This window comes from Mycolicibacterium sp. Y3, assembly GCF_051188035.1.
In the GTDB taxonomy this organism is placed as follows: Bacteria; Actinomycetota; Actinomycetes; order Mycobacteriales; family Mycobacteriaceae; genus Mycobacterium; species Mycobacterium fluoranthenivorans.
This window is the reverse complement of the sequence record NZ_JAVQLT010000001.1, coordinates 3,197,945-3,224,788: the sequence shown is the minus strand read 5'-3', so window position 1 is coordinate 3,224,788 and position 26,844 is coordinate 3,197,945. Positions and strand designations below refer to the sequence as shown.

Here is a 26,844-nt window from a genome sequence, read left to right as displayed (position 1 = left end):
GAACTCACCGATAGAACAGATTCGACGTCCTGAAGGGTCACCAAGGTCTCTTGAGGGAGAGCACGAAGCCTCTCCCGAGGACACCCGGCATTGCGCTCCGTGTGGCCACACCCAGGCTTGAACTCAGGCACCGAGCGCGAGCACCTCGTCGAAACTCTCGATCAGGCAGTCGCGGAATGCCGCGACATCCGGGATGGCGGCGGTGTCGACATTGATCCCGAAGGCGCAGACGTCACCGTAGCTCAAGAGCGTGATGTTGACCGCCGTACCCAGCGTCGGGGCGAACGCGTATTGCCTGCGCACCGCGGCACCAGCCAGGCTGACCGGCGTGGGGAATCCGGGCACATCGCTGGCCAGGAAGTCGACGTTTTGAAATAGTGATCGGGCATACCAGTCAGGCACGAGGTTGAGCGCACCGGCGATGAGGGGTGTGACCGGCACCGCCTTCTCCGCCCGTTGGGCGCCCGTCAGTTCATGGATCTTCCGGATGCGCACCGCGGAATCGGCCGGACCGGTGGGGACGGCGAACCGCATCAGCGTGGTCCGGTTGCCACCGACCTGGTCGGTTTTGGTGCGAAGGTTGATGGGCATCATCACCACCAACTCATCCACGGACACCCCGTGTTCGGCGTGGTAGCGACCGAGACCGCCGGAAACCGCCGCGAGGAAGGCGTCATTGAGCGAGCCGCCGGCGATCGCCGCCGCCCGGTGAAGTGCCTCCTTGGACACCTCATGCATGACCAGCTCTCGAATGCTGCCGCGTTTCTGCATCATCGGTGATCTGCGACGGCGTGGACGAGTGGTCCGCCATACCGAGGCCGTCAACGCACCGGCCATGCCGAACGTCGCCACCGGCCGCAACATCGCCTCGACGACAAGTGCCGGCCCGGCGCGCATTGAGCCGAACAGTGCGCCTGCAGCCATCCGCGTCAGCTGCAGGAGATCAGGTTGCTTCGGTGTCGGCAGCGGCCGCCCCTGCGCCAGGTCGTCGAAGAGGAGCCGGCCGATCTCCACCGCCCCGACACCGTCGGTCAGCGCATGGTTCATCCGGCAGAGCAGGGCTGCTCCCCCACCGGCCATTCCCTCGATGAGCGTTGCCTCCCACAGCGGATGAGCCGCGTCGAAGTCGGCCATCGCGGCGAGCCGCGCCATCTCCAAAACCCCGTCGAGGTCCCCCGAACGGGGCGCGCCCACCCGGCGAAGGTGGAAAGCCAGGTCGAACTCGGGATCGGTTTCCCAGCGCGGTGGTGCCGGCCACGGTGACGGCACCACACGCTGACGGAACATCGGCGCCATGCGGCTGATGGCTTCGAACCGATCGGCCACGTTGGCGAAGTCCGGTGTGCTGTCGAGCAGTATCAGCGTCACGATCGTCGATCTGAATCGTGCGTCCGCCCCGATCGACCAGATGAACGCGTCGCTGCTCCTCAGGAAGGCGACCATGGCGCGTCCCCTCTCAGTCGAGACGATAGCGCCAAGCCACAGCCCTGCGCTCGCTACTTCTGGTCGGCCTCTGACCGCGTCAGTGCCCGATCGGCGCTGCGAATGAGCTTGCGGTTGAACTGATACTGTGCGGCGGCCAGGGTGTCAGCCAAATCGATCGCGGCGTCGATGATCTTCGTCCGGAGCGGCTGAACCGCCTCCGGGATCGCCTCATCGAGGGTGCGGCTGAACTTGCGCAGGGCCTCCGCCGCTGCGTGCTGGCCTGTCCGAGCGGACTCACGAACTTCGTCGAACAGTTCGGCCGGCTGCGTTCCAGGGGATTTTTGTTCCGTTGTCGTCTCGGTCATTTCGGCTCCTTATCGATGGTGGTTCCTGCCGCTGCCAACGCTATTCGCCTGGTCCTCGTCCCGATAGCGACCAAGGTCCCTAGGTGTCGCGGACGTTGGTCCTCGCCGGGCGTCGGCGGCTTCGAAGCGACCGGTTATCTCGGTGAGATGAATTCGGAAGACGCCGGCGCGATGCCCTTCTCCGTGGTCGGGCGGGCGTTGCGCGTCGCCGATGCCCAGAAGCGGCATGAGGCGCTCGATGAGCATGTCCATACCGTGTTCCGCGGTGGCGCCGGCCAGTGCTTCGAAGCGCCCCCAGCCGATCACACTCCGCCAATTCGTCAGATCGTCGACATGCTCGACCTCGAAGCACACGTCCGGATGGGCCTGCATCGACTGCCACTTCATTCCGTCCATCGAGTGGCCGTAGACGAAACCGTCGCGGTACACGTAACAGACGGGTACGACGTAGGGGCCTCGCGCACTGATACATCCGAGCCGGCCGACCACCTCGGTATGCAGAAGTTCCTCGATCTGAGCGGAATCAAGAGTTCCGAGCATGGGACGCCTTCCTTTCGTGTGGGGTCCACTGCTATGGGCGTTCGGCCAGTACGGCAAGCCGGTCAACCGCCTGTTCGATTCCCCGCGCCAGCTCATCGACATCCGGCGCGGCGTCGTAGTCGGCGGTGATGCCGAAGTACAGACCGTCGGCGTAGCTCAGAATCGCGATGCCCGTGCGCAACTGGAGTGCAATGGGTGGAATGGGGAGTATTCGCGCCACCCTGCAGCCCATGATCTTCAGGCGCCGGCGCGGCCCGGGAACGTTGGTCGCGAACGTCACGACACCTCGTTGCGGGAGCCGCATCAATGCTCTGGCCGCCCACGCCGTCAGGGCGAAGGGCAGTGCGCCGACCGCGGTGACGAAGATGCTCACCGCCTCGCGTTGGCCGGCCTTCTTCGACCTGGTCAGGCGGTGGCGCACCGATTGAAGCTGTTCCAGCGGATCGTCTTTGTCGACGGGGAGCAACGGAAGCATCAGCGATACCCGATTGTCGGTGAGATTCATTGCGTCGCTGGTGCGTACGGACACCGGTACCAAGGTTCGAAGCGACGTCTTCTGCGGCTCTTCTCCGCGGCGAATCAGGGCATCCCGGTAGCTGGAGGTGATGGCGGCCAGGGCGACGTCGTTGAGCGTGACATCGAACCTGCCCTGAATTCGCTCCACGTCGCAAAGGCGGACATGTGCGGCGCTGAACCGCCTCATCGTCGTCACCGGCCCCGTCAGCGACGACTCTGCTGCCGGGTTCAGCAGTCCCCCGGCGATCTGCAACGCACCTGCGACCGACCGTGACGCCGTATCGGTGAGGGTCGTGGCGACATGCCAGAGTGCGCCCGGCCATTCCAGCGGATTCAGCACCACGCCATGTACATCGGGGGCGCCGACAGCCACTCTGGACGCCCGGATGTCGGTGGCGAACGTGTCCGGGCTCCCCGAATCACTGAGGCCGGCGAACATCTGCATGGTCGCGATACCGTCGGCGATGCAGTGGTGCATCTTCATCAGCAGACCCCAGTGGCCGCCGGCCACACCCTCGATGATCCAGCATTCCCACAGCGGCCGGTCCCGGTCGAGCCGGCGTTCCATGACATCGGCGACGAACCGGAACAATGCCTGGTCGTCACCACCGTGCGGAAGGGCGGCCCGATGAATATGGCGATGCGGGTCGAACGTGGGATCCTCCGCCCAGTGCGGGGCGCCCAGATCGAGACGATGTACCTGCAACACCTGCCGGAAGCGCTCGACCCGAGCGACCCGCTCAGCGATCGCGGCGCCAACACTGTCGAATTCCGGCATCGGGCCATCCATCACCGCCACCGCCCCGAGGGCAAGGCTCACGTGCCGGTCGGAATCCTCGGCTTCGAGAAACGCTGAATCCAGAGGCGATAGTCGTTCCATGCGACGACTGTTCGCCGTCCACAGCCGAACGCACAGAGGCGAAAGTCACCGATCCGCCGGGAGATTCCACCCGCGGCGTGTGACGCGACAGAGGACTTTCGGCCCTGCTGTGGACCGATGCACCGGCGGCATCATGTTCCTTGCCGATGGACGTCGCGTAGAAAAGGCCGCAGCTGTGAAGTACACCTATCGAACGTGCTCTCAACCGCCGTTGGTGCGCGCGGCCCGGGGCGATCAGCAATTCGCGACGGTGGCACAGCTTCCGTCGTTGCGTGCGACGAGCCCGTCCTCAGCCTGGGCAAGCGTCCTGTCACACAGTTGGCTGCTCGACGATCCGACAGCTCAAGACGCCCTTTGTATCGACGAGGTGTTCGGAAAGTACTTCCATCTCGCGGATTTCCCCTCGGGTAAGCAGATCTACCACCAAGGCGATCCAGGCGACCGGGTGTACGTGATCATCTCGGGCTTGGTCAAGGTGTCGTGCACGCTGGCCAACGGGACCGAAGTGGTGCGTGGCTTGATGGGTGCCGGCGACGTGGTCGGCGAGCTCGCGGTCTTCGATCCCGGTCCGCGCAGTCAGACCGCAACGTGCCAAACCCTGGTTCGGGCAGCGTGGTTGACCAGGGAGTCGGTTCGCCGGCTGACGCGACAGCATCCCGACCTGGCCCAGCGCTGGTTGCAGGCGCTTGCTGCGCACATACGCAGCCGCGAAGCCGAGATCACCAGCATGCTGGCCGCCGACGTATCGACCCGGGTTGCCCGCCAAGTCGTCCTGCTGGCCGAGCGATTCGGCGAGAGTGCCGACGGGTATGTGCGCGTGCGGCACACACTCACGCGCCATGAGTTCGCTCAGCTCGCCGGCGCCAGACGGGAGGCGGCGAGCCAAGCACTTGCGAAATTCGTCGAGCGCGGCCTGCTCATCACCACACCCGGCGGCTTCGACATCATCGACCTGAGCGATCTGCGACGCCGCGCCCACTCGGCGTTTCCAGAACTCGGGACCTCAGTCATCGGACGATTCGACGCCGCGGTGGCACGGAGGTGACGGCTATGCCGAGCGCGATGCTGCCACCGCAACTGCTCAGTGACGCTGTGGAGATGGCCTGCCGCGCTCCTTCCCTGCACAACAGCCAACCGTGGCGCTGGGTCGCCGAAGGGACATCGACGCTCAACCTCTACGCCGAGCCCGGTCGCGCGCTGACCACGTTGGATCCGCTGGGACGTGAGATCTACCTGAGTTGCGGTGCGGCCCTGGATCATCTGGTGGTTGCGCTGGCCGCCGCGGGATGGGTCGCCGACGTGCAGCGGTTTCCTGATCCCGCCGCCCCGCTGCACCTGGCCGAAATCCACTTCCGTCCGGTCGCCGGTGATATATCGGTACAAGCGTGCGAGCGGGCTGAAGCCATCCTGGCGCGTCACACCGACCTGCGCCCCTTCGAGGCTCCGGCCGACTGGCCGAGACTCGAAGTGACACTGCGCCAAAAGGTCATTCCCTATCACGTCATGTTCGACACGGTGCTCCCGCCGGACAGACCCCGACTGGCCGAGACGTGGCAGCTCGCCGAGGAATTGAACCCCGCGGATCACCGCTGCCAACCCGAATCATGTTGGTGGGCATCTGAACTCGACCACTCGGAGACCGTTGTACTGTCCACGTCCCACGAGGATTCTCGCCACGATCTGCTGCGCTGCGGCGAGGCGCTGTCAGCCGTCCTGCTCGAATGCACGATGGCCGGCCAGGCCACGTGCACCCTGTCTCATATGACCGAGCTTGCGCAGCCCCGGGAACTCCTGCGCGCCCTCATCGACCAGCGCGGTACGCCGCAAGTGCTGATCAGAGTGGGTCAGGCAGAAGTGAAGCCAGGTTTCACCATGACCCCGCGCAAGTCCCTGGCACAGGTGATGGACTTTGAGCCCGAGGCCCCACGTCTCCAGTAACCCGATCTCATGTCCGGCACCGGTGTTCACACCGGTGCACCACCATCGTCGGCTTCCTGAGAGCATTCGAATGCCGCCACCGCGGTGGGTAGCGTGAGAAAGAGCCGGTCCCGCCCGATTCGGTCCACGAATCCAGCCGCGGTGAGGGCGTCTCGGAGATCTTGCTTCACCCTCGCCAACGCGAAGACGATATCCCGTTGCGTGAGGTCCTGGCGTAACCGCTCCAACGCGTCGACCGCCGTGATGTCGACTTCGACGTTGGCCTCGACGTTGAGAACGAACCACCGCACGGCCGACGACGCCGTGTCGACCGCCGCGAGGGCCCGGTGGCGGAAGTCCTCGGCATTCGCAAAGCACAACGGCGCGTCGTAGCGGTACACCAGCAACCCGGGGATCACGGTCGCATCCGGGTAGTCGTCGATATCGTGCATCCCGGGCAGCCCGGGAACGATTCCCTGGATGCTGTCATGGGCGCGTGCCAGACGACGCAGAAGGTCGAGAATGGTCAACCCGACCGCGGCGAACACGCCGTACAACACACCCGCGAAGATCACCGCGATCGCTGTCGTGAGGGCCAGGACCAACTCGCTGCGGCGGAATCGTGCCAGCCGACGGAACTCCTGGATATCGATCAGCGTCGTCGCGGCATAGATGATCAGCGCACCCAACGCGACTGACGGGATGAAGGCGACGAGGCTACCCCCGAGCATCAGCACGAACCAGACGATCACGAAGACGATGAGCGAATACATCTGGGTACGAGCCCCGGATACCGCCGCCAGGGCAGTCCTGCTGCCACTCGAGCTCACTGGCATACCATGAGCCAACCCGGCGGCGAGGTTGCTGACACCGAGGGCCCGGAGTTCGGCGTCGGCGTCGATCTCCTCGGTGGACGCCGATGCGAAGGCACGCGCTGTGAGGACGTTATCTGAGAAGGCCACCACCGCGATGCCGATGGCGGGCACGAGCAACTCTCGGACTGTGCCCGAGAAGTCAGGTGGAACAGAGATATTCGGCAGACCCCCGGGTACCGGTCCTACGACGTGGACACCATGGCCCGCCAGCCCGAGGAACTTCGCCGTCACCGCGGCGACCAGTAACCCGATGAAGGGACCCGGCCATCGCGGTGCCCATATCCGGAGCGCGACGACCACGACGATGACCCCAACGCCGAGCAGCGCCGTCGGCCAGTGGAGATCACCGGCTCCCGCCACCAGCGCGCGCAGGCGCGTGAGCGCACTGTCATCGGGCCGGGACGGAATGCTGAACAACGTGCCCACCTGGCCGAGGATCATCAGAATCGCGATGCCCGTCAGATAACCGACCAGCACCGGCCGGGACAGGAGGTTGGACAAGAATCCGAGCCGGAGCATGCCCGCGCAAAGACAGATTCCACCCACCATGATCGCCAGCGTCGCGGCATAACTCGCGTACCGTGCCCCATCCCCGAATACCAAGGGGCTCAACACCGCGGCGGTCATCAACGCCGTCGTCGATTCCGGTCCGACCGACAGCAAACGCGACGTGCCGAGTACGGCATATACGGCCAGCGGGGCCAACGCAGCCCAAAGGCCGGTGATCGGCGCCAACCCCGCCAACGTCGCGTAGGCCAGCGCCTGCGGTATCAGGTAGGCGGCGACGCTGACCGCCGCCTGAAGATCACCGCTCCACCAGGAGCGTTGATAGCGAAGCAGATTTGCCAAACCTGGCAGCGATGCAGCGAAACCGGGCCGCCATTTCGGGGCAGCCATCGCTACCGTGAACGGGCGTGGAGTTCGCCGTCCACTCCCGAGCACATGTCCGAGCAGGCCTGGACCGGGTTCGACGTGTGGCGGGAACTCGTCATGATGGCCACTCCAACCCTCGTCCTGCGGTATCCGAGAGAGCCTAAGCGGCCCGGCGTCGGGTGGTGAAGGGCCAAAGGTCCTGTTGGTACGTCTGCCCCCGGCGAAGACCTTTGGCGGTACGTCGGTGACCAAAGACTCCAGTGCACAGAAGTCCAGGTTCGTAACGTCATTTCCGAACTCGACTCCGGTACGAGAGGATGCGAAATGTCAGAGGTCACGACCAAACCGGTCATCGTCGGCATCGATGGCTCCGACCAGGCCCAATATGCAGCGGTATGGGCAGTCGATGAGGCATTGCGGCGACATGCCGTGCTGAGGCTGATCTATGTCGTGCGCACCGACCTGACCGGCACGCTGTCGGCCAGTGAGTATGAAGCTGATGTGGACTCCGCCAAGGCTGCGCTGGCGGCTGCGTGTACCGCGATAGCCAAGCGCAACCCGAGCGTGGTGGTGGAGACCGCCATCGTCGAGGGTTCCCCTGCCGGCGTTCTGCTGGCCGAATCCCCGGATGCCGGTCTGATCTGCCTCGGGTCGTCCGGGATCGGCCGGATCAGCAGGGCCATCCTGGGGTCGACGGCGGCCTCTGTCGCCGAGGAAGCGGCGTGCGCCGTGGTCGTCGTCCGCGGTGCAGAAAGCACCGTCGCACACGACGATCCACTGCACTGGATCGTCGTGCCGGTCACCCGCCACACGGAGGACAACCGCACCGTCATCACCGAGGCCATCGCCGAGGCGCGGTACCGGAGATGGCCCATGCTGGCCGTCGGGACGCACACTCCCCACGGCGACAACGCCACAAGCGACGAACTCGACCAGCTCGTGGCTGACTGGCAGCGGCAGTTTCCGGACATCCACGTCTATCCGATCTCGTGCGATACCGACGTGGCGCAATTCCTGCGAAACAGCCCCGATATCAACGGTCTCGTCGTCCTCGACGCCGCCCGGTCAACCGAGCTGGCGCAGATCATCGGTGGAGTGACACACGCTCATCGAGCGGACCTCGCCGTGCTGGTGGCTCGAGAGAACGCCGATGTACGCGTGACACCCGCACCTGCCCGACACCGCTGACGACATGTATCGACTCAGAGGAGATTCCACATGACCCTCACCAGCCGCATTCCCACCCGCTCCGATCCCGAGGTGAGGGCCGCTGTCACGGCCGAGTTGGAGTGGGCTCCCGACATGGTGGCCGCCCATATCGGAGTGACCGCCGACCATGGCGTGGTCGTACTGACCGGCGACGTCGACAAGTATTGCGAACGGACCGCCGCGAGTGAGGCCGCGCTTCGCGTGCGCGGCGTCACCGCCGTCGTCAACGAGATTCGGGTGCGCCCGAAGTCGACGTACACGCTCGGTGAGACCGATATCGCCAGGGAGGTCGAGCATGCGCTGCGTTCGACGGCGAGCATCCCGGACACCGTCAAGGCCGAGATCGTCGGCCACCAGGTGGATCTGACCGGAGTGGTCGAATGGGATTATCAGCGCCGCGCTGCCGCCCGCGCGGTCCAGCACCTACTCGGCGTCACGTCGGTCAACAACGCGATCTCCCTCACCCCGCGGCAGCCTGCACCCGACACCGAGGAACGCATCCGGCAGGCGATCGCCCGCAACGCGCTGCTGGACCCCGAGACGGTCCACGTGCGCGTGGCTGAAGACAGAGTCACGCTCACCGGGACCGTGCCGTCGTGGGCGGCCAGGCGCCAAGCCGACCTCGCCGCCTGGTCATCACCGCATGTGAGTGAGGTCTTCAACTACATCGTGGTCAAGGAGTCCGCAGCTCATGGGAACTCGCTTGGCTCCACTGCAAGGGGGACGAAATGAACGACAGTCGACCAGGCGCCGCGGTGGTGGTCGGCATCGACGGGTCGCACGCCGCCGTCGAGGCCGCCGTATGGGCGATCGACGAGGCCGTCGCACGACATGTGCCGCTGCGCCTTGTCCATGTCGCCGACCCCGAATCCAGTGTGTCGCAGACGGCCGGCGAGATCCCACTGGGTGTCGAATACGGCGAGACGGTACTGCGCCAGGCCCATACCGCGATCACGCGATCCGGCAAGGATGTCGACGTCGAGACGGCCGTCGTCGGAGGAGATCCGGCTCGGATACTGCTGGCCGAGTCACGTACCGCAGAATTGGTGTGCGTCGGCTCCTCGGGCATCGGCGCCGTAGCCAAGACCCTGTTGGGTAGCGTCGCCGCGACGTTGACCGAGAACGCATCCTGTCCGGTCGCGGTCATCCGGTCTCGCGACGATGGCCGGCGATCCATCGGCACCGCGATCGCCGTGGCCGTCCGGAAATCTCCCCAGGATGAGGATGCTGTGGTTGCCGCGATGCAGGAGGCCCGCCTGCGCCGGAGTTCGCTGCTGGCGATAGGACTGTGGGAGGAGGGTACCGATCTCCTCCCCCACGAGGAACTCGACGACCTGGTGCAGACGTGGCGGCAACGCTATCCCGACGTCCGCGTACAACCGGTCACGACCCGATCCGGCCTGGCCCGATTCCTCGAGGACGAGGACGCACCCGTCGCGATGGTCGTGATCAACGCCGAGGATGCGAGTCGGGTCGCAGACATCATCGGACCGCACGGTCACCCCGTCTTCAAGCATCCCGAATGCTCCGTGCTCGTGGTGCGGCACTGAGCTCCCTCAAGAATCGATCAACGGCGATGTCTCACATCCACACTCGCATCGACTGCGATGTCCCCAGCGTGGGGGCCTTATTCCTCGACCGCGTGCGCACCTCGGGCGACCGGGAAGCATTCCGATATCGCGACGGCCCGAACTGGACGTCGATGACCTGGGCCGATGCGGCCGTTCGCGTGGAAGCGCTGGCGGCAGGCCTACTGGCGCTCGGGATAGCACCCGAACAGCGCGTCGGCATTGCCTCGACCACCCGCATCGAATGGATACTGGCCGACCTCGCCGTCATGTGCGCCGGCGCGGCGACCACCACCGTCTACGCGAACACCAAAGCCGAAGACACCGCCTACATCCTCGGAGATGCCGAGTGCCGCATCGTGTTCGCCGAGAATCCCAGTCAGCTGGCGAAGTTGGCCGCGCACCGCAACGAGTTGGCCGAACTGTCCCATGTCGTCCTCTTCGACGGGGTCCCCGACGACGACTGGGCCATGACGCTCGATGACCTGGCCTCATTGGGTGCCGAGTATCTTCAGGCGCATCCGCAGTGCGTCCGAGACACCGTCGCGGCCATCACACCCGACCGGCTGGCCACCATCATCTACACATCTGGCACCACCGGAGTCCCCAAAGGGGTGCGCCTGCGACACGGTGCGTGGGTATACCAGGGTGCGGCAGTGGCAGCCCTGGACGTCCTGGGCACCGATGACCTTCAGCTGCTCTGGCTTCCGCTGGCGCATTCCTTCGGCAAGGTCTTGCTCGCGGCTCAGTTGTCATGCGGATTTGTCAGCGCGATCGACAGCCGATTGGACGCCATCGCAACCAACTGTGCCGAGGTACGGCCCACCTTCATGGCGGGGGTGCCGCGGGTCTTCGAAAAGGCCCACTCGCGACTGCTGATGACGGCGCATTCCCAGGGGCTGCTTGCGCGCAGCCTGCTTGGCCGGGCACTCGACGTCGCCCAGGCCGTGGGCGACCGACGACGAGCCGGGATCGCGGTACCACTCAGGCTCCGAGCCGAGTACGCACTGTGGAACCGATCGGTACTCACAAAACTGCGCAACGTGTTCGGTGGCCGCATCCGGTTCTTCGTTTCCGGTTCCGCGCCGCTGAACCGCGACATCGCAGAGTGGTTCCTCGATGCCGGCATGCTGATCCTGGAGGGCTACGGGCTGACCGAGACGTCAGGCGCTGCGTTCATCAACACGCCCGCCCAGTACAAGCTGGGCACTGTCGGGCGCCCGCTGCCCGGAACACAGGCCCGTATCGGGGACGACGACGAGATTCAGATCCTCGGCCCGAATGTCATGGACGGCTATCACGGCTTGACGGCGCTCAGCGTCGCAGCGCTGACCGACGATGGTTGGCTGCACACGGGCGACTGCGGCGATATCGACGCCGACGGCTTCCTCACGGTCACTGGCCGGATCAAGGACATGTTCAAGACCTCGGGTGGAAAGTATGTGGTGCCCACGGCGATCGAAGCAAAGTTCATTGCCAAGTGCCCCTACGTCAGTCAGTTTCTGGTGTTCGGAGAGTCCCACCGGTACTGCGTGGCGCTGATCGCATTGGACCCCGACGCCATCGGTGCGTGGGCCGGCAGCCACGGTCTCAACGCGTCCAGTTATGACGAACTGACGAAAGCACCGGAGGTACTCGACCTCATCGACAACTACGTTTCGCAGCTCAATCGCGACCTCAACAGCTGGGAGACCATCAAGAAATGGGCGATTCTGGACCGTGACCTGTCCGTGGAGACCGGCGAACTCACGCCGTCCCTGAAAGTCAAGCGCCCCATCGTTTTCGCACGCAACAGCGAACTGCTCGAGTCCCTGTACCAATGACGCGGCACTCAGGTCAGCAGACCTCTGCCGGTGAGGGCGAGAGCTTATGCGCAAGAGACTTCCGGCCCTGGTACCGACCGTCACCGGGTGGTCCGATCAACGAGGGTCTCTGACGACAACTACTCGCAATGGGGCAATATGACTCACCTTCCCGTCCAACGCGGACCGCGGTCGCCGCTGCACGAGGTCCCGGGCGTATCCCCTGGGTGGTCCACGACGCCGGCCACAGCCTCGATGCCGGCGATCTGCGTGCTGGCCAACGGCGAGTTGGCGGTCCAACAGCGCGCCGTGCCCACCCCGGGGGCCGGCGAACTGCTGTTGCGGACCGTCGTCTCCGCGCTGTGCGGGACCGATTTGCACCGGTTCCGCGGGACACAGTCGTACGGCAACGACACCGACGTGTTCGGCCACGAATCAGTCGGAGTGGTGCAACGTTGCGACTCCGGCCTGTTCGCCCAAGGCGACCGTGTTCTCCACGTGCCCTTCCCCACCGACGGTAAGATCTTCGCGCCCTACCAACTCGCGCGGGAGACCAACGTCGTGCCGGTTCCCGCTGGGCTGCCGTCGGAGATTGGTGTTTTCGCGCAGCAGCTCGGCACGGTGATCTACGCGCTGCGCAACTTCTGGCCTTCGCCGCAACCGCCCCGCAGTGCGTTCGTCGCCGGTGCCGGACCGGCTGGTCTGATGTTCATCCAGTTGCTCCGCGAGCGCGGTTGTGAACAGATCTACGTGTCCGAGCCGAATGAGCATCGCCGCCTACTGGCGACATCCTTCGGCGCAATCCCGGACGAGGACGGCACTCCCCCGGTCGAGCTCAGCGTCGACGCCTCCGGCATGCCGGGAGTACGCCGTAAGTGCTGGCAGCGCACCGCCTCATTCGGCACCGTGGGGATCTATGGACTCCCCGACGACGAACCCGGCGACCTGGAAGTGTCCGTGCTGGGTCTGGTGGCCAAGAATCTCCACCTGGTCGGAGCGATCGGTTCGCAAGCCGAGCCCGGCCTGCGGTCCTTCCATGATGCGCTCGACCTGCTCGTCGCCCGCCGCATCGAGGTCGACCGGCTCATCTCGCACCGCATCGGCCTCGACGGCCTGCCCCAGATCGCTCCACGCGCCGCCCGCGTCGAGGACGGGATCGTCAAAGTACTCGTCGACTTCGACGCACCCACGCCGGTTCACAGGTAGTTCCCGCGGGTGTCACGCTATGACGCCCGGACACCTGCAGGAGAATCGACGAGGTGCAGCTGTCGCCCCACCTCGTAGGCCCGACACTGATGGTCGTGTGCGCGGCGATGGTGCTCGCCGCCGCCGCCATCTACTGGTCAACAGCGCTCGGCTCGGCGTGGACGGTGCCACGCGCCGCGGTGCGTGCGGTGCTGCAGCTTGGTGCGGTCGCCGCCATTCTGGCTTCCGCGCTGAGTAACCTGCGGACGTCACTTGTTGTGTTGGGGATCATGTTCGTCGCCGCGACGGTGACCGCAGCGCGCCGCAGCCGATCCAACCGTTCCTGGCTACTCGCGGTAGCACTTGCGACAGGAATGATTTCGGTGGTGCCACTACTGCTTTCGACCGGGCTCGTGCCGATGACCGGTATCGCCATCGTGCCCATCGCCGGCATCCTGCTGGGAAGCACCATGACCGCCATCGCGGTCGCCGCCCGGCGGGCACTCGACACGCTTGCTACGCGCGCCGGCGAGGTCGAGGCATTACTCAGCCTGGGGTTCAGCGACCGCCTGGCGCGAATGGAAATCATCGGTCCTACCGCCGCGGATGCCCTCCTGCCCAATCTCGACCAAACCAGGACGGTGGGTGTGGTGACCCTCCCAGGCGCCTTCGTCGGGGTGCTGCTCAGTACCGGATCTGCGATGCTAGCCGGCGCTGTCCAGATCCTGATCCTGGTGTCGATACTGCTGTCGCAAACCTGCGCAGTCGCCGTAACGCTGGAGTTGATCGCATCAGGCAAGATCAACCGCACCGACCGAGCTCAAGATTCGCCGTGGCGACATGGGTTGCGGCGCAGTCGGCCACCGGCTGACACACCGGTGTGAGGGGCCACATGGCTCCAGAGTCCGGGTCCAATGGCCCTAGATCCGGCTCAACCGCCGCGCTTACGGTCCGGGTGTCCCGAAAATCGGATCCGGCCCGGATCCCCACGCGGGAGGAGGACACACGGCGATCACTGCCCGCAAGAACACCTACGCTCACGCCACCTGCATCGTGAGAGTGAAAACCTCACCACCACAATCCAATACAGCAGATTCCAGCCACGACCGCTTCGCGGCAATATCGCAGCCCATGGCATGCGACCGCGCCACGGTGAAACCCCGGAAGAGCGTGAAACAGTGCCAAACCTACTTTGCCCGGTATGCCATCGCTCCATCCCGGTGCCGAAAGAACACAACCAGAAGACCCCTGACCACACCGACAACAAAGGACAACCCTGCCGGGGAAGCGGGCGTAAGCCGAGTGACCCGTAAGTGACACGACTTCCTCCTAGCGCCCACGCTCCGGGGCCTTCTCCGTCTGCACACGACGCTGTGGGAGGCGATCACGGGAGATTTCGCAGCAGCCGACTCCGCGGCCAGCTAAGCTCACGGCGTACAGCACGATCAGATCGAGGCGGTGCGCACGCGCCCAGTGATCCGTCCTGATTCTGTGGACCACGTAACGGTGGGCAATGGGTTCGTTTGTCTATGCTCACGCCTTCCTCCCCGGCCCGGTGCCATCGAGGGGATGTCACCGTGCCGGGTGGAAATACCGGGCGCCGGTGAGACATCGGGCAACCGTTGATGACCGAGACCGGGTGGACCGAATCATCCTGACTCCGTTGGATTTCCGGCTGGCCACCCACCGATGCGGCATTCCCCCGTCGCCAGCTGATCGTCGTGTCGAGCCCGCTGTGCCGTTGTTCGATATCGCCGCACTCAGCCGTGAACAGGTCCTTGGCGTCGACGTCAACGCGGTGGAGGACGTGGTGATCGTTGTGGATCACGATGCTGCCCTTGGGGAGAAGGCGGTACTCATGCCGAGTTCCCCTCAACTGAGGAATCTCACCTGGATTCAACAACTCCATTCCGTGAATCGTCCCGGAGCCTGCCTGCTGTGCCGTTGACGATTTCGCTCTCCAGCTGCGCGCCGTCGACTGTCGCCGGCAGGTTGACTCTCAACATGAGACACCCTCGCTCGAGCTTCTACGGGACATCTAGGCCGCGCGGGGCATATCGCCCGCCGCTCGTGCCGCCGGGAGTGACGCCGGACGGCCCACGGAAGTGGCCCAACCGACGATGCTCAGATAGAGCCCGGTCAGGGCGACGATCACCGTGCCCACCTGCCACCAGGGCGCCTGGGCAACGACGTCGTTTCCCCATGACAAATAGGCATAGGGGAAGGTCATCAACGCCACGCCCTTGAATGCGGTGAGCCATCCCAACAGTGAGACGATCGTCGCGGGAGCCCCACGCCAGTACGGGTGCAAAACGATGATGGTCAGACCCATCGGCAGGACGAATGCGCCGGTGACCCACGGCCATACGACGTCTGCGTCAAATTGAGCCAGCAGTGTCCGCAGGGCGGAGGCGCGCGTCAGCATCGTGGACGCGGCAACGAGAAGGTAGGGCCCGAGAACTCGGGCGAACAGGCTCGTGCGGGTGTGCAGGTGCGGTAACGCTCTCATGGTGCGTCTCCTTCGGACAGCGGCTACGCCGGTGGTGACCTGATGGGGACCCACGAGATCCCCTGAGTCATTCGACCCCCGCACCGGCCCCTGGGAGTAGGGACCGATGCCCTGCCTGTGGGGGACGATGGTCCCGAACCCCACCCTGACCTCGGTGTGCAGCGGTACTTCCGCCCAGCCGGCTTTGCCGACCGGACGGCACGTTAATCTCTTGGTCGCGGCGCGTTGCCGCGTTTGCTAGGAGGTATTACCCATGCGCTCTTTCAGCGTGGCAGTGGTCGTCACGGTGGCCGCCACATTCGGTTGCTCTGGCGTGGCGGTGGCAGCCCCGAAGGACTACTGCGCCGACCTCAAAGGCGGCAATACCGGCAGCACGTGTGAGATCCAACTCTCCGATCCCGCGTACAGCGTCGACATCAGCATTCCGCTGGACTACCCCGACCAGAAGTCGGTCGCCGACTACATCTCGCAGGCACGCGACGCGTTCCTCAACTCGGCCAAGTCCGGCGCGCCCCGCACCTCACCGTACGAGTTGAGCATCAAGCCGACGAAGTACAACTCGTCGGTGCCGCCGCGCGGCTCGCAGGCTGTGGTGTTCACGGTGACCCAAGACCTCGGTGGGGGCCAGCCGCAGACGACGTACAAGGCGTTCAACTGGGACCAGAGCTATCGTAAGGCGATCACCTACACGGCCGCGCCGGACGACAAAGAACATGCGCCGTTGTGGCGGGTGGACGATCCGCTGAAGACCGTCGCGCCGATCGTCCAGACTGAACTGCAGCAGCAGCTGGCGCCGCCGCCACCGGTCGCGACCACGCCTCCTACGCAACCGGGGCAGCCCGCCACGACCACGGCCACGACAACGACCACCGCGCCTCCGCCACCGCCGTTGCCGTTCGCGCAGGCCGCGCTGTACAACCCCGCCAACTACCAGAACTTCGCGATCGTCAACGACGGGGTGATCTTCTTCTTCGACCAGGGCGTGTTGCTGCCCGCCTCGGCCGGGGGTTTGCACGTGCTGGTGCCCCGGTCGGCGATCGACCCGATGATCGCCTGACCCCGTCGCGACATTGCCGGTAGTGCGCTCGGCACTCGCACTTTCGCGCAGTAACTGCAATGTCGCGGCGGAAGGTCAGTTCCTCTGGTCCGGGCGGTCGTGAAGCGTGATGTGGTACCCGTCGGGATCGGCGAAGGTGAAGGTTCGGCCGAAGGGTCCGTCGATCGGCGCGGAAACGATGGTGTGCCCGTCGGTGACGAGCGCGTCGTGGATGTCTTGAACGTCGTCGGCGTGCAGCCAGATTGCGGCACCGATGCCAGGCCGCGCAGCGGAGGCAAGATCGGTGCCGGTTACGACGTCGCGCAGCGCGAATGTGATCGGCTTGGTCCCGAAGACGACCGCGTGCGGGGGCCCGACCGGCGAGCGCACGAGGCCGAGGTACTGCTCGTAGAAGGACCGGGAGGCGTCGAGGTCGCGCGCCTGCAGTGAGATGAAATCGGGGCCGGTGACGGACATGGTGCATCCTTTCGTCGTGTCAGTTTTCTGACACCATTGACCGTATGTCAGAATACTGACATGGGTCAAGGCGGTGGTGGCATCGACGTCGGTACGTCACTGGGTTACGCATTGAAAGAGGCCTCGAGTGCTCTGCGTGCAGCCATGGAGGAGGTGCTGCGACCGCTCGGGATGAACATCACGCGCTACGCCTGCCTGGAGCTACTGGCTCAACGACCAGGCTTGTCGAACTCCGAACTCGCGCGGGGTGCGTTCGTGACGCGGCAGTCGATGAACGTGCTGCTGCAGACCTTGGAACGCGAGGGCTACGTCAGCAGACCAGAGGAGGCGCCCGTGGGGAAAGCCCTTCCTACCCAACTCACCCCGCGCGGCCGCAAGGCTCTACAGGAGGCGACGACGGCGGTCCGGGCTGTCGAAGACAGAATGCTGTCCAGCTTGTCCGAGGCCGATCAGGCACGGGTGTTTCACGCACTGCAGAACATGATTCGTTCTCTGCGCGATGGCAGCGCAGGTGCGTAGCTCGGCCCCGGCGACACCCGAACGTCGGGAAAGAGACGCGACGACTGAAGTGCGATGAGACGCGCCGCGAAATACGTTGTCGTGCCAGCCTGCAACGCCTTCAGCTCAAGCTCGCGTCCACCCTGTGCGGCAGCCTGCGCGGTGGAAATCTGCGAGTTGACGGCTCGGAGCTAACATCCGGCCCTGGCGAGCACACCCCCGACTTTGGCTCCGCCGAACCGCACGAAGTCCTCGATGGCCGCATCGGAGCTGGGCTGCAGGACAACGGTGTCCGCAACGGCGTCGACCCAGGGCCGCACATCACAACCCGATACGACCTGGGGCACGGATGTGACGAACGGTCCGTTTGTGCAAGCTCGCTGAACTCGGGCGCGCCGACCCTCTTGCTGTTCGCTCGCCCGAGCGAACAGCAAGAGTAGAGGGCGTCCGTTATTCCGCTTGGCGGAAGTACGGTTCTACCGCGCCGCTGAGCTTGACGACCATCGGATTTCCGCGGCGATCCTTGGCGGTAGGGACTTCCACACGCACCCAACCCTCGGCAACGTCGTATTCGACCACGTTGGTTTTCTCGGCGCCGTTGAAGCGAATACCCACGCCGCGCAGGAGCGCCTCTTCGCTGTAGAACGGACTACGCGGATCGATGGAGAGGTGATTCGGTGGAACGTCGGTGTTCTGATCCTGGGACATGATCGCTTTCGTTGAATGCTGCGTGGGTTTTCGATTTTGATTCTCTGAGAACCTACGCGACCGTGTAATCGCGGGTTCCACGTAGGCCTGGACGTGCGCCGCCCGTGGAGTGCATCGCGTTGGCCGGGGACTCGTCGCACGTCCGGGCGATTCCCCAAAAACAAGAAAGACCAGCTCAAGGCTGGTCTTTTTGTCGGGCTGACAGGATTTGAACCTGCGACCACTTGACCCCCAGTCAAGTGCGCTACCAAGCTGCGCCACAGCCCGCGGTGCCGCCGGGATCGCCGGCAGCGAGCGAAACTCTACCTCAGCCGGGCCGCCCGACCACAATCGCCCCATCGGTTTCGGCTGGGCGCTCGGCCGCGACGGGCTCGGCCGCCTCGGGCGCTCGCGACACCCGCCAGGCGTACACCACCAGCGCCGCCCACACCGCCGCGATGCCGGCGTAGATCACCGTCGACACCGGTGCGTGCACGCCGAAGTACATGAGCAGCTTCTGACTGTTGGTCAGCACGATCACACCACCGACGCCCGTACCGAGTAGCGCGGGACTGACCCGGCTGACCAGCCAGGCGGCCAGGGGTGCCGCGATGACACCGCCGACCATGAGGCCGACCACGACGGGCCAGTGATCCAGGAAATCCTGCCGCAGACCGACCAGGAATCCCAGCGATGCCGACACCGACACCAGGAACTCCGAGGCGCTCACCGACCCGATCACGGTGCGCGGCGCGGTCTTGCCTTGAGATAACAGCGTGCTGGTGGTCACCGGCCCCCAGCCGCCACCACCGGAAGCATCGATGAATCCACCGAACAGGCCCAGCGGAGCGAGGAACTTCGCACTGTGACTGGTCCCCCGCACCCCGAAGTTCAGCGGTGTCCGCATCGAGAAACGAAGGAGCACATACACACCGATGCCCAGCAGGATGGCCGCCATCAGCGGGGCCGCCTGCTCGGTGGACAGCGAGGACAACACCGTCGCGCCCAGGAACGCACCGGCGGCGCCGGGAACTCCGAGCTTGGCCACCAGCGCCCAGTCGATGTTCTTGAACTTCCAGTGCGACATCCCCGAGGCGAAGGTGGTGCCGACCTCGGCGAGGTGCACCGCTGCACTGGCCTGCGCCGCCCCGACGCCGGACAGCACCAGCAGTGTCGAGGCAGTGACACCGAACGCCATACCGAGGGCACCGTCGACAAGCTGCGCGCCGACACCGACGAGCGTGAAGATGAGAAGCGAACGCATGGCTGCTTTCAGGGGGTTCGGTCACCTGGCGGCGACCGGATGGACGGGTGGGGGCGTCAGGGACGCGGACAACACCACTCGTCGAAAGCCATCAGGCGGCGCGACGGCCAGAAGGGCTCCAGCGCGGACAACGCGGACGGCGAGGCCGCAAGAGCGCGCTCAGCCATCGGTGTCCTCCTAATACAAGCCGTCGACAGACTACAGGGACAACAACCGGTAAAGCCCAATCAATCCCACTGCGACGATGACCGCACGCAGCACATTGGGTGACAACCGCCGGCCGTAATGGGCGCCGAGGAAGCCACCGATCAACGACCCGATAGCGATCAGTCCGGCGGCTGTCCAGCTGATCCGGTCGAACGCCACCGCCGTGTAGGCCACCGCAGCAACCACGTTGACCAGCAGCGATAGCAGATTCTTGGCCGCGTTCATGCGCTGCATCGACTCCGGCAGCAGCGCACCCATCGCGCCGATCAGCAGAATCCCCTGGGCAGCGGTGAAGTACCCGCCGTACACGCCGACTGCGAAGGTGGCCAGCACCACCGCAATCATTCGGCGCGTCGAGACGTGCTCTGCGGACTGGCCGGACACCTCAGCCCGCCGCCGCGCCCAATTCTGGATGCGCGGGCCGATGACCACCAGGATCAGTGCCCCGATCAACAGGACCGGCACGATCTGGGTGAACACCTTCTCCGGCAGGTGCAGCAGCAGCCAGGCGCCCAGCGCGGCCCCGGTCAACGAGGCGGGGATCTGCCATTTCAGCCGGTCCCACTGGCCGCGCAGTTCCTCCCGGTAACCCCAGGTACCCGATACCCCGCCGGCCACCAAACCGACGGCGTTGGACATCGTCGCAGTGACCGGTGGAAATCCGAGCGCCACCAGCGTGGGGAACGTGATCAGCGTTCCGGAACCGACGACCGCGTTGATCGCGCCGGCACCGACACCGGCCAGCGCGATGAGCACCATGTGCGCAACAGACACTCAGAGCACCCTACTCACGCGGTGGGCGCACGTTCCGTGACGGTCACCGTGACAAGACGGGCACAGATCACCGGCGTTTGGGCGGAGCTCCGCGCTTCTCCCGGACCCGCACATTGATCCGCACCGGGCTGCCCTCGAAACCGAACGTCTCACGCAACCTGCGCTCCAGGAACCGCCGATATCCGGCTTCCAGGAACCCGGTGGTGAACAACACGAACGTGGGCGGCCGGGTGGTCGCCTGGGTGGCGAACAGGATCCGGGGCTGCTTACCGCCACGCACCGGCGGCGGGTGCGCCGCAACGACCTCCTTGATGAAGGTGTTCAGCCGGCCGGTCGAAATTCGCCTGTCCCAGGACGCCAGCGACGTCTCCAGTGCCGGAACGAGTTTCTGCACCGCACGACCGGTCATGGCCGAGATGTTCACCCGAGGCGCCCACTGCACCTGCGCCAGCTCACGGTCGATCTCGCGATCCAGCTGATATCGGCGATCCTCGTCGACCAGGTCCCACTTGTTGAAGACCAGTACCAGGGCGCGGCCCGCCTCGATCACCATCGTCAGCACCCGCTGGTCCTGTTCGGTGAGTGGCTGCGATCCGTCGATCAGCACCAAGACCACCTCGGCGGCATCGATGGCGCTGTGCGTGCGCACCGACGCGTAGAACTCATGACCGCTGGCCTGGCCGACCTTGCGCCGCAACCCTGCGGTGTCGACGAAACGCCAAGGCTTGCCGCCCAATTCGATCAACGAGTCGACGGGATCGACGGTGGTGCCCGCCACATCGTGCACGACGGAGCGCTCATCACCGGCCAGCCTGTTCAGCAGTGAACTCTTACCGACGTTGGGTTTGCCCACCAGAGCGACGCGGCGCGGTCCACCCGGCCCGCCGCGCACCTCGGAGACCTCGGGCAGGTCCTCGGTGACCAGATCGAGCAGGTCGGCCACTCCCCGCCCGTGCATAGCGCTGATCGGGTGCGGCTCCCCCAGCCCGAGCGACCACAGCGCCGCGGCCTCGGCCTCGGTGCGGTCGTTGTCCACCTTGTTGGCGGCCAGGTACACCGGCTTGCCGGCGCGCTGTAGCCGTTTGGCCGCCGCTTCATCGGCCGCGGTCGCCCCGACCACGGCGTCGACCACCATGATGATCGCGTCGGCGGTCTGCATCGCCACCGACGCCTGCTCGGCCACCTTCTGCTGCAAACCCTTGGCGTCGGGCTCCCAGCCGCCGGTGTCCTGCACGACGAAGCGCCGTCCCAGCCAGCTGGCGTCATAGGACACCCGGTCGCGGGTGACGCCCGGGATGTCCTGCACCACAGCCTCGCGACGCCCCAGGATGCGGTTCACCAGAGTCGATTTGCCGACGTTCGGCCGACCGACAACCGCGATCACCGGCGGCGGCGCATAGACCTCGTCCTCGACCACATCCTCGTCGGAAAAGCCGACCTCCCAGTCGCTCTCGTCGGACCAGGTGCCGTCCGCCGGGGAGTCGGAATCAGTCTCGGTCATGGGCACGCTCCGGCACGCTGGACCACGAGATCCTCCAAGTGGGTGACGACCTCGGACTCCGACATTGCGCTGGTGTCGACGATCAGCGCATCCTCGGCCGCCCGCATCGGCGATACCGCGCGCGAGGAGTCCAGGTGATCGCGCCGCACCACATCGGCGAGCACCGCTTCGTAGTCGTCGGGCAGTCCGTTGGTGATGTTCTGTGCGTTGCGCCGCCGGGCCCGCTCCTCGGCCGACGCGGTCAGATAGATCTTCACATCCGCATCGGGCAGCACCACGGTGCCGATATCGCGGCCCTCGACCACCACCGCGCCCTCGCCGGCGGCCAGTTCGCGCTGCAGTTGCACCAGCTTCGCCCGCACTGCGGGTACCGCCGAAACCGCGGAGACCGCCGCGGTCACCTCGTCGCCGCGAATCTCGCGCGAAACATCCTCGCCGGCAAGGAAAGCGGTGTCGAAATCGGGGTCGTATCCGACGGCCAGATCGACCTCATCGGCCACCTCGGCCACCCGATCGGTGTCCGACAGATCAACCCCGGCACGCAGTACCGCCAACGTGACGATCCGGTACATGGCACCGGTATTGAGGTACCTGGCACCCAATGCGTGCGCCAAACCCCTTGATACCGAAGACTTTCCAGTCCCCGCGGGCCCGTCCAGGGCCACCGTCAACGCCTCGCTCACATCCCCACCGCCTTGTACAACTCGCCGATCTCCTTGCGGGTCAACACCCGGATACTGCCCGGCCGCATCTCACCCAGATTCACCGAACCGATATCGGTGCGCACCAGTGCCTGGACCGGGAAACCCACCGCTGCCAGCAGTCGCCGCACGATCCGCTTACGACCCTCATGCAGCGTCACCCGCACCAGCGTCTTGCCCGGCAGCGTGTCGACCAGGGCGAAGTCGTCGACGGCGGCCGGGCCGTCGTCCAGTTCCACACCGGCCTTGAGCTTCTTCCCCAGCCCGCGCGGCACATTGCCCAACACCGTCGCCACATAGGTCTTCGGCACCTCATAGGACGGGTGCATCAACCGGTGCGCCAACTCACCGTCGTTGGTGAGGATCAACAGTCCTTCGGTGTCAGCGTCCAGCCGGCCGACGTGGAACAGGTGCTTGTTGCCGCGCACCCGGTGCTCCACCAGGTCCCCGACACAGGGCCGGCCCCGGTCATCCGACATCGTCGAATGCATCCCGCGTTCCTTGTTGATCGCCAGATACATCAGGTCGTCGTTCAACCGGACGCGGGTGCCGTCCACCCGGATCTCGGCGTTCTCCGGGTCCACCCGGGTACCGAGTTCGGTGACGATCCGTCCGTCGACCTCGACCCGGCCGTCCAGGATCATCCGTTCGGCCACGCGGCGCGAGGCGACCCCGGCCTGCGACAGCACCTTCTGCAGTCGCACGCCTTCTTGCTCGGTCATGTCAGTCCTTGTCCACATCGATGGCGGGGGGCGCTTGAGGCGGCACTGCTGCCGCACCTTCAAGCTTGGCGAATCTCGGCTCGTCGCTGAGGTTTTCGCTTAGATCGTCGATCACGTCGACATCGGGCAACAGTGGCGCGATATCGGGGAGATCGGTCAGTGACGACAGCCCGAGTCGTTCCAGGAACAGCTCGGTGGTGGCGAAAGTCACTGCCCCGCTGTCACCGTCCGTACCTGCCTCGATGATCAGGCCGCGCGCCAGCAGGGTGCGGATGACCGCGTCGACGTTCACGCCGCGCACCGCACTGACCCGTGCGCGTGTCACGGGCTGCCGGTAGGCCACCACCGCCAGCGTCTCCAACGCTGCCCGGGTGAGCTTGGTTCGGGCACCGTCGAGCAGCAGCCGCTCCACGTACGGGGCGTACTTGGCGCGGGTGTACATCCGCCATCCGCCACCGGTCTCGCGCAGGTCGATGCCGCTGTCGCGGGCAGCCAGCTCAGCCGCCAACTGCCGCAGTGTCGCCTCCACCCGTTCGGCGGACTGCTGCACCGCCGAGGCCAGGATGTCCACCGGTGCGGGGGTGTCGACCACGAGCAGCAGCGCCTCCAGCACCGAGTACAGCTGGGCGTCGTCGAGCTGTACCTCCGGGGCGGGACCCGACTCGTCGTCGAGTTCAGACGCTTCAGCGACCTCGGTGCCCAGATCGACACGTGGTTCCGTGTCGGTCATGTCGTCGGTCATCAGTCTTCTTCCACTGCGGCGGCGAGGTGTTCGTTGGTAGGCCGATCTCCGGTCCACGAAACCTGGAGCACACCAAGCGGTTCTGGTTGCTCGAATGCTACCGCCCTGGCCCGGTAGAGCTCCAATAACGCCAGGAAGCTGCCGACGATCTGCATCACGTCGCAGCCGGCGACCAGCTCGCCGAACGACGCCCATCCGCCGATCCCGCGCGTCTCCAGCAGCCCCATCAGCCGCATCGCCTGCTCGGGCACCGACACCGACTGCACGTGCAGATGGTCCAGCCGCACGGTCGGCACCGGCCGCGGGGTGAACGCCGACGCCGCGATCTCGGCGAACCGCATGGCGTCGACACCCAGTGTGACCTCGGGTAACAGCTCTTCGAAGCGCGCCTCCAACGCCACCGAGCGCGGATAGCTGCGCAGCGCCGCGGCCTCCAGCTCGGCGAACATCTCGGCGACATGTTTGAACGCCCGGTACTGCAGCAGCCGGGCGAACAACAGGTCGCGCACCTCCAGCAACGCCAGATCTTCTTCGTCCTGCACCTCACCTGCGGGCAGCAGCCGGGCAGCCTTGAGATCCAGAAGTGTGGCGGCAATCACCAGGAACGCCGTCGTCTCGTCGAGCTCGAGCTGACGACCGATGACCCTCGTGTAGGCGATGAAGTCGTCGGTCACCTGGTGCAGTGCGACTTCGGTCACGTCCATTCGATGGGCGAAGATCAGCTGCAGCAGCAGGTCGAACGGACCTTCGAAATTGCTCAGCCGGACTTGGAAACCCGTTTGCGCGGCGGCCGGCTCGGGTTCGGCGGTCACACGCCGAACCGGTAGATGACCTCGCGAGCCAACGACCGATACGCCTGGGCGCCACTGGATTTCGGCGCCCAGGTGGTGATGGGCTCGCCGGCGACACTGGTTTCTGGAAACCGCACGGTGCGGGCGATGGCGGTGTCGAAGACCAGATCCCCGAAGCGTTCCACCACCCGGGCCATCACCTCACGCGCGTTCACCGTGCGCGGGTCGTAGCGGGTGACCAGGATGCCGCTGATCTCGAGTTTGGGGTTGAGCCGGTCACGAACCTTGTCGACGGTATCGGTGAGCAGGGCCAGCCCGCGCAGTGAGAAGAACTCGCATTCGGTGGGGATGATCACCCCATCCGCGCAGGCCAGGCCGTTGACGGTGAGCAGCCCCAGCGACGGCTGGCAGTCGATCAGCACGTAGTCGTAGCGGTCCAGCACCGGATAGAGCGCGCGGGCCAGCGATTGCTCCCGGCCCACCTCGTTGACCAGCTGAATCTCCGCGGCAGACAGGTCGATATTGCTGGGCACCAGGTCCAGGCCGCTGACCCGGGTCTTGATGAGCACCTGGTCGATGGACACCCGCGGTTCGATCAGCAGGTTGTGCACCGTGTGTTCCAGCTCGTAGTGCGGAACGCCCAGCCCGGCGGAGAGCGCACCCTGGGGATCCAGGTCGACCAACAGGACGCGCCGTCCGTATTCGGCCAGGCTGGCACCCAGATTGATGGTCGACGTGGTCTTGCCGACGCCGCCCTTCTGGTTACACATCGCGATCACCTTGGCCGGACCGTGCGTGCTGCGCGGGGTTGGCTCGGGGATGTCGCGGGCCGGGCGGCCGGTGAGGCCCACTTCGGGCTGCGGCTCGATACCGAGGTGGAGGCTGCCGTCGTCGCTCATGCGGCCCCTTCCTCCTCGGCGAACATCGCAGCAGAGTCTAGCCGTGGAGATGGGCCTGACACCGCAGACCCGCTGGGTAAGGTCACGATATGGGTCTCACACGGCGTGCCCCCTTTCTGCGCTGGTCCTTCCTACGGCTGGCCTGGGGTGCCCGCAACATCAGCAGGACCGGTCAGATCGGTGACGGTCGCGAAGCCGCGGCGGCCGAATACGTCCTGCGCGAGTCCCGCCCCGGGGACATCGATGACGTGCTGGCCGCCATCGACCGGTTCGCCTACGAGCAGTCCTTCCTCATCAACGTCGGCGACGAGAAGGGCGCGCTGCTCGACGCCGCCGTGCAGCGCGCCAACCCAGCCGTGGCGCTGGAGCTGGGCACCTACTGCGGGTACAGCGCGCTGCGCATTGCCCGCGCCGCCCCCGCGGCCCGGGTCTTCTCGGTCGAGCTTTCGGCCGCCAACGCCGAGATCGCGCGCCGGATCTGGGCGCACGCCGGGGTCTGGGACCGCATCACCTGCGTCGTCGGCACCCTCGGCGACGGCGGCGCCACCCTGGACACGCTCGGCTTCGCCACCGGCTCGGTGGACTTCGTCTTCATCGACCACGACAAGAGCGCATATCTGACCGACCTGCAGAGCATCCTGGACCGCGGTTGGCTGCACACCGGTTCGATCGTGGTCGCCGACAACGTCAAGCTGCCGGGTGCGCCGAAGTACCGCACCTACATGAAGCAGCACGAGGGCCGCAGCTGGCAGACCGTCGAACACCACACGCACGCCGAGTACCAGACGTTGCTCCCGGACCTGGTGCTGGAGTCCCAGTACCTGGGCGCCTGACCGGCGCCGGGCAGGCTCGAAGCCATTCAAATCCACTGCCGGTCAAGG

General features: G+C 65.7%; 29 protein-coding genes and 1 tRNA gene. 12 read left to right on the top strand and 18 right to left on the bottom strand.

From position 1 onward, the window contains the following. Positions 1 to 123: 123 nt before the first annotated feature. From QN239_RS15600 to QN239_RS15585, 4 genes are read right to left on the bottom strand one after another with little or no spacing between them, the layout of a single operon-like run. The gene (locus tag QN239_RS15600) at positions 124 to 1,443 is read right to left on the bottom strand and encodes a wax ester/triacylglycerol synthase domain-containing protein (RefSeq protein WP_499011630.1); all 1,320 of its coding nucleotides are present in this window, start codon (positions 1,441 to 1,443) and stop codon (positions 124 to 126) included. Between the two features lie 53 nt (positions 1,444 to 1,496). After that, on the bottom strand, positions 1,497 to 1,790 hold the full coding sequence (locus QN239_RS15595) for a hypothetical protein (protein ID WP_499011629.1): 294 nt from the start codon (positions 1,788 to 1,790) through the stop codon (positions 1,497 to 1,499). Positions 1,791 to 1,799: 9 nt separating this feature from the next. Further along, positions 1,800 to 2,330, bottom strand: coding sequence for a pyridoxamine 5'-phosphate oxidase family protein (locus QN239_RS15590; protein WP_499011628.1), 531 nt, complete (start codon positions 2,328 to 2,330; stop codon positions 1,800 to 1,802). A gap of 31 nt (positions 2,331 to 2,361) precedes the next feature. Further along, positions 2,362 to 3,726, bottom strand: a complete 1,365-nt coding sequence (locus QN239_RS15585) for a WS/DGAT/MGAT family O-acyltransferase (RefSeq protein WP_499011626.1) — start codon at positions 3,724 to 3,726, stop codon at positions 2,362 to 2,364. Between the two features lie 175 nt (positions 3,727 to 3,901). On the opposite strand from QN239_RS15585, the gene QN239_RS15580 reads away from it, so the two are divergent. Next, the gene (locus QN239_RS15580; protein WP_499011624.1) at positions 3,902 to 4,771 is read left to right on the top strand and encodes a Crp/Fnr family transcriptional regulator; all 870 of its coding nucleotides are present in this window, start codon (positions 3,902 to 3,904) and stop codon (positions 4,769 to 4,771) included. 5 nt (positions 4,772 to 4,776) lie between these two features. Then, positions 4,777 to 5,664, top strand: a complete 888-nt coding sequence (locus QN239_RS15575; RefSeq protein WP_499011622.1) for an NAD(P)H nitroreductase — start codon at positions 4,777 to 4,779, stop codon at positions 5,662 to 5,664. A 26-nt stretch (positions 5,665 to 5,690) separates the two neighbouring features. Here the strand turns inward: QN239_RS15575 and QN239_RS15570 are convergent, their stop codons facing one another. Further along, positions 5,691 to 7,415 (bottom strand): SulP family inorganic anion transporter, encoded by a 1,725-nt coding sequence (locus QN239_RS15570; RefSeq protein WP_499011620.1) that lies wholly within the window; start codon positions 7,413 to 7,415, stop codon positions 5,691 to 5,693. A 300-nt stretch (positions 7,416 to 7,715) separates the two neighbouring features. Between QN239_RS15570 and QN239_RS15565 the strand changes: the two genes are divergently transcribed. The 7 genes from QN239_RS15565 to QN239_RS15535 all read left to right on the top strand — a co-directional run bounded on the left by QN239_RS15565 (position 7,716) and on the right by QN239_RS15535 (position 15,103). After that, positions 7,716 to 8,579, top strand: coding sequence for a universal stress protein (locus tag QN239_RS15565; RefSeq protein WP_499011617.1), 864 nt, complete (start codon positions 7,716 to 7,718; stop codon positions 8,577 to 8,579). A gap of 30 nt (positions 8,580 to 8,609) precedes the next feature. Further along, positions 8,610 to 9,332 (top strand): BON domain-containing protein, encoded by a 723-nt coding sequence (locus QN239_RS15560; protein WP_499011616.1) that lies wholly within the window; start codon positions 8,610 to 8,612, stop codon positions 9,330 to 9,332. Then, positions 9,329 to 10,150 (top strand): universal stress protein, encoded by an 822-nt coding sequence (locus tag QN239_RS15555; protein WP_499011615.1) that lies wholly within the window; start codon positions 9,329 to 9,331, stop codon positions 10,148 to 10,150. The genes QN239_RS15560 and QN239_RS15555 overlap by 4 nt, the downstream gene beginning before the upstream one ends. A 26-nt stretch (positions 10,151 to 10,176) precedes the next feature. Beyond that, the gene (locus QN239_RS15550; protein ID WP_499011613.1) at positions 10,177 to 11,991 is read left to right on the top strand and encodes an AMP-dependent synthetase/ligase; all 1,815 of its coding nucleotides are present in this window, start codon (positions 10,177 to 10,179) and stop codon (positions 11,989 to 11,991) included. Positions 11,992 to 12,129: 138 nt separating this feature from the next. Beyond that, positions 12,130 to 13,176, top strand: a complete 1,047-nt coding sequence (locus QN239_RS15545) for a zinc-dependent alcohol dehydrogenase (protein WP_499011612.1) — start codon at positions 12,130 to 12,132, stop codon at positions 13,174 to 13,176. Positions 13,177 to 13,265: 89 nt separating this feature from the next. After that, positions 13,266 to 14,039 (top strand): ABC transporter permease, encoded by a 774-nt coding sequence (locus tag QN239_RS15540; RefSeq protein WP_499016811.1) that lies wholly within the window; start codon positions 13,266 to 13,268, stop codon positions 14,037 to 14,039. A 755-nt stretch (positions 14,040 to 14,794) separates the two neighbouring features. Next, positions 14,795 to 15,103, top strand: coding sequence for a hypothetical protein (locus QN239_RS15535; RefSeq protein ID WP_499011610.1), 309 nt, complete (start codon positions 14,795 to 14,797; stop codon positions 15,101 to 15,103). A gap of 90 nt (positions 15,104 to 15,193) precedes the next feature. On the opposite strand, the gene QN239_RS15530 is transcribed toward QN239_RS15535, so the two are convergent. Further along, entirely contained in the window at positions 15,194 to 15,664 is a 471-nt protein-coding gene (locus tag QN239_RS15530; RefSeq protein WP_499011608.1) for a hypothetical protein, read from the bottom strand. Positions 15,665 to 15,917: 253 nt separating this feature from the next. On the opposite strand from QN239_RS15530, the gene QN239_RS15525 reads away from it, so the two are divergent. Beyond that, positions 15,918 to 16,721: an RsiV family protein gene (locus QN239_RS15525; protein WP_499011606.1), complete on the top strand. Its 804-nt coding sequence runs from the start codon at positions 15,918 to 15,920 to the stop codon at positions 16,719 to 16,721. A 75-nt stretch (positions 16,722 to 16,796) separates the two neighbouring features. On the opposite strand, the gene QN239_RS15520 is transcribed toward QN239_RS15525, so the two are convergent. After that, positions 16,797 to 17,177: a VOC family protein gene (locus tag QN239_RS15520; RefSeq protein WP_499011604.1), complete on the bottom strand. Its 381-nt coding sequence runs from the start codon at positions 17,175 to 17,177 to the stop codon at positions 16,797 to 16,799. Between the two features lie 60 nt (positions 17,178 to 17,237). On the opposite strand from QN239_RS15520, the gene QN239_RS15515 reads away from it, so the two are divergent. Beyond that, a complete protein-coding gene (locus QN239_RS15515; RefSeq protein WP_499011603.1) occupies positions 17,238 to 17,696 on the top strand; it encodes a MarR family winged helix-turn-helix transcriptional regulator in 459 nt (152 codons plus the stop codon). A 170-nt stretch (positions 17,697 to 17,866) separates the two neighbouring features. Here QN239_RS15515 and QN239_RS15510 read toward each other — a convergent pair whose 3' ends face one another. From QN239_RS15510 to QN239_RS15460, 11 genes are all read right to left on the bottom strand, one after another. Beyond that, positions 17,867 to 17,995, bottom strand: coding sequence for a hypothetical protein (locus QN239_RS15510; protein WP_499011601.1), 129 nt, complete (start codon positions 17,993 to 17,995; stop codon positions 17,867 to 17,869). Between the two features lie 130 nt (positions 17,996 to 18,125). Further along, the gene (locus QN239_RS15505) at positions 18,126 to 18,383 is read right to left on the bottom strand and encodes a DUF3297 family protein (protein WP_499011599.1); all 258 of its coding nucleotides are present in this window, start codon (positions 18,381 to 18,383) and stop codon (positions 18,126 to 18,128) included. Between the two features lie 193 nt (positions 18,384 to 18,576). After that, positions 18,577 to 18,650: transfer RNA gene (locus QN239_RS15500), tRNA-Pro, on the bottom strand. Between the two features lie 40 nt (positions 18,651 to 18,690). Beyond that, entirely contained in the window at positions 18,691 to 19,626 is a 936-nt protein-coding gene (locus tag QN239_RS15495; protein ID WP_499011598.1) for a sulfite exporter TauE/SafE family protein, read from the bottom strand. 198 nt (positions 19,627 to 19,824) lie between these two features. Further along, positions 19,825 to 20,607: a sulfite exporter TauE/SafE family protein gene (locus QN239_RS15490; protein ID WP_499011597.1), complete on the bottom strand. Its 783-nt coding sequence runs from the start codon at positions 20,605 to 20,607 to the stop codon at positions 19,825 to 19,827. 67 nt (positions 20,608 to 20,674) lie between these two features. After that, positions 20,675 to 22,108, bottom strand: a complete 1,434-nt coding sequence (der, locus tag QN239_RS15485; RefSeq protein WP_499011595.1) for a ribosome biogenesis GTPase Der — start codon at positions 22,106 to 22,108, stop codon at positions 20,675 to 20,677. Continuing rightward, positions 22,105 to 22,791, bottom strand: a complete 687-nt coding sequence (gene cmk, locus QN239_RS15480) for a (d)CMP kinase (protein WP_499011593.1) — start codon at positions 22,789 to 22,791, stop codon at positions 22,105 to 22,107. The genes der and cmk overlap by 4 nt, the downstream gene beginning before the upstream one ends. Further along, complete coding sequence (locus QN239_RS15475; protein ID WP_267288918.1) at positions 22,788 to 23,531, bottom strand: pseudouridine synthase; 744 nt, start codon at positions 23,529 to 23,531, stop codon at positions 22,788 to 22,790. The genes cmk and QN239_RS15475 overlap by 4 nt, the downstream gene beginning before the upstream one ends. Position 23,532: 1 nt before the next feature. Beyond that, positions 23,533 to 24,273, bottom strand: coding sequence for an SMC-Scp complex subunit ScpB (scpB, locus tag QN239_RS15470; protein ID WP_499011591.1), 741 nt, complete (start codon positions 24,271 to 24,273; stop codon positions 23,533 to 23,535). Continuing rightward, positions 24,273 to 25,085, bottom strand: a complete 813-nt coding sequence (locus QN239_RS15465) for a segregation/condensation protein A (protein ID WP_499011590.1) — start codon at positions 25,083 to 25,085, stop codon at positions 24,273 to 24,275. The genes scpB and QN239_RS15465 overlap by 1 nt, the downstream gene beginning before the upstream one ends. Next, positions 25,082 to 25,963 (bottom strand): ParA family protein, encoded by an 882-nt coding sequence (locus QN239_RS15460; RefSeq protein WP_170847393.1) that lies wholly within the window; start codon positions 25,961 to 25,963, stop codon positions 25,082 to 25,084. Before QN239_RS15460 ends, QN239_RS15465 begins: the two co-directional genes overlap by 4 nt. Before the next feature lie 89 nt (positions 25,964 to 26,052). Between QN239_RS15460 and QN239_RS15455 the strand changes: the two genes are divergently transcribed. Beyond that, positions 26,053 to 26,796 (top strand): O-methyltransferase, encoded by a 744-nt coding sequence (locus QN239_RS15455; protein WP_499011588.1) that lies wholly within the window; start codon positions 26,053 to 26,055, stop codon positions 26,794 to 26,796. The last annotated feature ends 48 nt before the right edge of the window (positions 26,797 to 26,844 follow it).